This window comes from Microbacterium sp. P5_B6 (assembly GCF_056400345.1).
On sequence record NZ_JBFULL010000042.1, the window covers coordinates 1 to 5686 of the forward strand.

General features: G+C 65.3%; 4 protein-coding genes. 3 read left to right on the forward strand and 1 reads right to left on the reverse strand.

The features are described 5' to 3' along the window. The coding region (locus AC1DP3_RS17835; protein ID WP_477295632.1) for a family 78 glycoside hydrolase catalytic domain at positions 1–2416 on the forward strand (2416 nt) is incomplete at its 5' end. Between the two features lie 26 nt (positions 2417–2442). After that, positions 2443–4041, forward strand: coding sequence for a DUF5597 domain-containing protein (locus tag AC1DP3_RS17840; RefSeq protein ID WP_477295634.1), 1599 nt, complete (start codon positions 2443–2445; stop codon positions 4039–4041). On the opposite strand, the gene AC1DP3_RS17845 is transcribed toward AC1DP3_RS17840, so the two are convergent. Beyond that, the gene (locus AC1DP3_RS17845; RefSeq protein WP_477295636.1) at positions 4035–5093 is read right to left on the reverse strand and encodes a substrate-binding domain-containing protein; all 1059 of its coding nucleotides are present in this window, start codon (positions 5091–5093) and stop codon (positions 4035–4037) included. The genes AC1DP3_RS17840 and AC1DP3_RS17845 overlap by 7 nt on opposite strands. A gap of 228 nt (positions 5094–5321) precedes the next feature. Here AC1DP3_RS17845 and AC1DP3_RS17850 point away from each other — a divergent pair. Continuing rightward, positions 5322–5686: hypothetical protein (locus tag AC1DP3_RS17850; protein WP_477295637.1), on the forward strand; the 365-nt coding region annotated here is incomplete at its 3' end.

A 5686-nucleotide genomic window follows, 5' to 3' on the forward strand; every position in this document is an offset into this window, starting at 1 on the left:
CCTCTACTCGACGGCACTCGGTGCCCACCACCTCTACATCAATGGTGGCAGCGCCGACGATGACCTGCTCAAGCCCGGATGGACGGCCTACCAGCACCGGATGACGGCGGATGCCTTCGACGTGCTCCCCCTGCTTCGGACGGGCGTCAACGTCATGGTCCTGGAAGTTGCAGGGGGCTGGTACACCGAGAACTTCGGCCATCTCGGCAACAAGGGACACTGGTACGGTGAGCAGCCTTCGGCGGCGGTGATCCTGGAGATGCAGTTCCGTGACGGGCAACGGATGCGAATCGCCACAGACTCGAACTGGCTCACTTCGGCCAACGGTCCGGTCCGCGCTTCCAGCATTTACGACGGCGAGACGTACGACGCGCGCCTTCGCGACGATCGCGTTCACGCGACTTCGTTCGAACCCGATGACTGGGCGCCTGCGAAGAGCGTTCCAACCAGCGTCAAGTGCACTCTGCGAACAGCTCCGCCGGTACGCGTCACCGAACGCCTGCCCCCGGTTTCGGTAGAGCCGCTTGGAGATCGGCGATTCCTGGTCGACTTCGGGCAGAACCTGGTCGGTCGCCTGCGTCTGAAGGTCAACGGATCAGCGGGCGACGAGATCGTCATCCGTCACGCCGAGGTTTTAGCGGACGGCGAGCTCGCGACGGTTCCTCTGCGAGCAGCAAAAGCGACGGATACATACATCCTGGCCGGAGGCGGCCCCGAGCAATGGTCGCCCCAATTCACATTTCACGGCTTCCGTCACGCCGAGATCTCCGGCTGGCCGGACCAAGAGCTTCCCACCGCGGCCGTGACGGCCGAGGTGATCGGAACGGACCTGCGCCGCACCGGCTGGTTCAAGAGCTCGTCCGAGCTCCTGAACAGGTTCCACGAGAACGTTGTGTGGAGTGCACGCGGCAACTTCCTCTCGATACCCTCCGACTGCCCCCAGCGCGATGAGCGTCTCGGATGGACCGGCGATATACAGGTCTTCGCGCCCACGGCGGCGACACTCTTCGACGTCCGCACCTTCCTCGAGAACTGGCTCGAGGATCTGCGGCTGGAACAGGCCGATCGACGGGGCGTCGTTCCTGTCCTCGTGCCAGATCCGCTTCGCGACATCACCACTCCTGTCGCAGGTTGGGGCGACGCAGCTGTCACAGTGCCGTGGGCGCTATATCAGCGATACGGCGACACGGGCATCCTGCGGGCGTCGCTCCCCAGCATGCTCGACTGGGTGAACGTTGTCCGTTCCCGCATGCGCGATGGCATCTGGGAGGGGGACTTCCAATTCGGGGACTGGCTGGACCCCGCGGCGCCGCCGGACGATCCCGGACTCGCGGTCACGGACCACGATCTTGTTGCCACTGCCTACGCATATCGATCGGCATGGATTCTGGCGGAAACGTCCGCGATCGTAGGCGAGACGGAGTCCGCCGCCGCGGCTCGTGAGTGGTCGGAGCAAGTCCGTGCAGCCTTTCTGGCGACGTTCGCAACCTCGCGCGGACGCCTCGTCTCGGACTCCGTTGCTGCGTACACTCTGGCCCTGGCCTTCGGATTGGCGGGCGGCGAAGACCAGCTCACCGCAGCCTGGCGTAGGCGGCTCTTTCACCTTGTCCGCAAAGCCGGATATCGCATTTCGACCGGGTTTCTCGCAACGCCGCTTCTCTGTGACGCGCTCGCAGACGGAGGTCACCCTGAGGCAGCATTGCGGGTGCTGTTGCAGACCGAGCACCCGTCCTGGCTCGCACCGGTGCTCAAGGGTGCAACGACTGTCTGGGAACGGTGGGACAGTCTGTTGGAGGACGGCAGGGTAAATCCCGGCCAGATGACCTCGTTCAACCACTACGCGCTCGGCGCAGTCATCGACTTCGTCCATCGTCGAGTCGCCGGTATCGCGCCGGCCGCCCCGGGCTACGGACGCATCGAGTTCGCGCCCCTGGCGCCAGGCATACTGACGAGCGCGTCCAGCACGATCGATACGCCGCACGGCCGGGCCGCCATCGCCTGGGCTGTTAACGGCGGGGAGTGGATCGGGACAGTTCTGGTCCCCCAAGGCGTGGAAGCAGTCTTCGTCGACCCATTCACGGCAGCGCGAACGCCACTGGACGCGGGCGAACACGTGGTGCGGCTGTTCGCCCCGGTGCGCAGGGAAGTGCCGGCGCCCCTCGAAGGACTGAACACCCCGCTGAGCGTCCTGATCGACGACCTTGAGGCCTACGATGCCGTCGCCGACGCATTGGCCCGACAAGATCCCGATGCTGCCAAAGCGTTCGAGCAGTCGCGCTCGTGGGTGCAGGAGCGGACGGTCGGGTCCGCGCTTGTCTTCCTTCCTCACGCCCTCCAGGACGCTGTCGGCCGACGACTTCGCGAGTTGACGCGCAGCCGCGGTCTGGGTGCGCTGGACCGGACTTCGCCCTCTTGACGCTTCACACCACTACGGAGGCTCACATGACTGATCCACACCGCCGGTTCCAGCAGGGACGTTTCATGCTGTACGGGCGCCCCTTCCTCATCGTCGGCGGCGAGCTGCACAACTCGGGCTCGAGCACTCCCAGCGCGATACAGCGGTCACTGGACGCGGCCGTGGAGGTCGGAGTCAACACGGTCTTGGCGCCCGTGGCCTGGGAACTGATCGAACCGGAAGAGGGCAGGTTCGATTTCGCCATCGTGGATGCGCTCACCAGCGCCGCTCGCGACCGCGGCCTCCACGTCATCCCGCTGTGGTTCGGCACATGGAAGAACGGTATGTCGACCTACACGCCCCAATGGGTGAAGCAGGATCCACGCCGCTTTCCTCGCATCCAGACGGCGGGGGGCGTAGCAATCGAAGCGATCTCCCCGTTCTCACAGAGCGCGCGGGAGGCGGATGCGCGAGCCTTCGCCGCACTGATGCGCCACTTCAGTGAGCATGATGATGGCGAGACGGTGCTGATGGTTCAGGTGGAGAACGAGGTAGGCGTGCTCGGGCAAGCCAGGGATCACAGCCCACTCGCGACGGAGCGCTGGGGTGATCCTGTTCCGATCGAGGTACTGGACGCCGTCCGCCACTCCGGCGCAGGACGTCTTTGGGATGCGGCGCAGCGATCCGGCGATGTCGGGCAGCAGGACTGGCAGACCGTCTTCGGCGAGGAAGCGGACGAGGCCTTTATGGCGACCGCTTACGCGTCGTACCTGAACGAAGTTGCTCGAGAGGGTCGTGCAGCGTTCGAGGTGCCGTTGTACGCCAACGCCTGGGTCGATGCCAACACCGAGAACGACGGCGGCGAGACCTCGTTCGCACTCGGCGGCGGAACGCAACCCGGGGTGTACCCGAGCGGAGGCCCGCTTCGGCACACTGCCAGCATCTGGCGGGCGCTCGCCCCCGCGCTCGACTTCCTCGCGCCGGACCTCTACTTCGGCACCTTCGATGCGATCGCACACGAATATGCATCGATCGACGGCATCCTGTTCATCCCGGAAATGCAATGCAACCGCGTCGGTGTGGAGCAGATGTTCCGGGCGGTGGGGGAGCTGAAGGCGGCGGGCGTGGCACCGTTCGCGTTCGACTTGATGGGGAAGGAGGATCCGCACTTCGCTGACGTGAAAGACGCCTACCGCCTCCTCACGGCGGTGGGACGCGTGATCGCGGAGTACCCGGGCGCGGAGATGCATGGGTTCACGCTGACGGAGACCGATCCGACACGGCGACTCTTCATCGACGGTTCTCTCGAGGTCACCCGCAACCACCTCGCGGAGATCTTCCCCACTCCGAGAAACGGGGTGGGGTGCATCGCTCGCGTCGCAGAAGACGAATACTTCGTCATCGGCCGGGGGTTCGCCATCAGGGCGCTGAACCCCGCCGGCCGAAGGGCCGGCTGGCTAAGCGTCGAAGAAGTCGAATGCGGCACTGATGCGTGGGAGGTGCGCCGTCGCCTGAACGGCGATGAGATCGGCGGCGGTGAATGGATTCGACTACCCGCGATCGAGCAGCTTCAATCCGAGGCCTTTCCGATCCGTCAGAACACGGAGACCACCGGAGTGCTGCGGATTCGGACCTACGTCTATTGATCGCCGGCGCTAGGCGTTTGGTGCGACGGTGCCAACGGCGTTGACGCGGTCGAGTCGCGCGCGACCAGCGTCGACGGCAACTCCACGCGCTCGAAGTCTTTGGTATCGCGCAGACGCAGCTCCTTCACAAGTTCGACCGCACGTCCCGCCATTTCCCGCAAGGGTTGCTGCACCGATGTGAGTGGGGGCGCGGCTGCCGCCGCACGGGGCTCATCATTGAATCCCACAACCCGGAGGTCCTCGGGAATACGACGACCCAAGCGGCTCGCGGCCCGGTAAACGGCGAACGCCATCTCGTCGTTGCATGCGAATACTCCCGTGGGTGCGCGCGCAGCGGCGAGCGCCCTGAGCATCGGTTCGGTGACGACGGCCTCGGTCCATTGCCCATCAATGTGATCGACACGAGCCTCGGGAGCGAGCTCCGCAATCGCCTTCCGAAAACCCTCCTCCCTCGCCCGGCCGAACCGGTACGCCGGCGTTCCGGTCACGACGATGAAGTGGACGGCCCCGGATTGGATCAGATGGGCACCGGCGTCGTAACCGCCCTGCCAATCGGTGGTCCCGACGCTCGCCAACTCACCTTCCGGGTCCGATCGCGGTTCGAGCAGCACAATCGGGATGCGCAGACCGCGGAGCTGATCGAGCTGGGTGTGGGTGGGACGGATGATGCCGATGATCACACCGGACGGCCGGCGAGTAGCCACTCGGGTTGGCCAGTCGTCCGCCGGGTCGTCACGCTCCAGGGTGAGGACGAGATCGAAGCCCAACCGGAACGCCGCATCACGCGCCCCAGTCGTGACCGCATCCGTCCACGCGTCGTCGAAGCTGCCCAGGACGAGCTCGATGAGGCGTGGGTCCAGCGCCGTGGGTCGCCCCCGCTTGACTCCCGTCGGGTCGTAATTGAGGGCACGGGCAGCTTCGAGGACCCGCTCGCGTGTCTCGCGCTTGAGGTCTCCCCGCCCGGCGAGCACGCGTGAAACCGAAGAGACCGACACGCCGGCTGCAGCCGCAATGGTCTGCAGTGTCACAGCGCCATCGCGATCTTCATCCATGCACGGCCTCCCAGCTTTTGCGCAACGAACCTGACGCGGCTTAAACATACTGGCGAAGCCGCAGGCGCACGAAGAAATTGCCGGACGATACGCCACCCAGGCGGAACAATCCCTGCCGGAATGCATATTGCGCAACTGAGTAGCACGGGGCGATCCCACCTGACATCTTTGACTGCGCGCTCCTTCCTAGGTGATGAGTGCGACACCACCCAAGATGTTGGAGAAGCGATGAAGCGACGACTTGCGACCTTTGCGATTGCAGGAGCTCTGGTGCTCGGGTCGGCTGCGCCGATAAGCGCCGCCGCGGCGGAAACCGACTGCAAGAGCGCGTCGGCGGGCGGGCCCATGTGGATCGACACGATCTGCACCGACCCCGTCTACGGGCAGCCTGTCATCGACGCTCGCACTGACGTGACTGCGCCCGCACTGTCCCACCTCGTCGAGGGTCACTTCGAGGGGACGAATGTCACCTTCCGAGTCTTCCTTCCGCCGGCGGCGGACTGGGAGGGCCGGTTCTATCAGTTCACCTACCCCACGGACGGCCAGGAGCCGGTCGACAGCGTGCTGTTCGGTGCCACGCACGGGGGCTACAC

Bases quoted from the DNA above. Each gene is read 5' to 3' on its own strand.
- AC1DP3_RS17840 (WP_477295634.1), top strand. From the start codon at position 2,443: ATGACTGATCCACACCGCCGGTTCCAGCAGGGACGTTTCATGCTGTAC.
- AC1DP3_RS17845 (WP_477295636.1), bottom strand. From the start codon at position 5,093: ATGGATGAAGATCGCGATGGCGCTGTGACACTGCAGACCATTGCGGCT.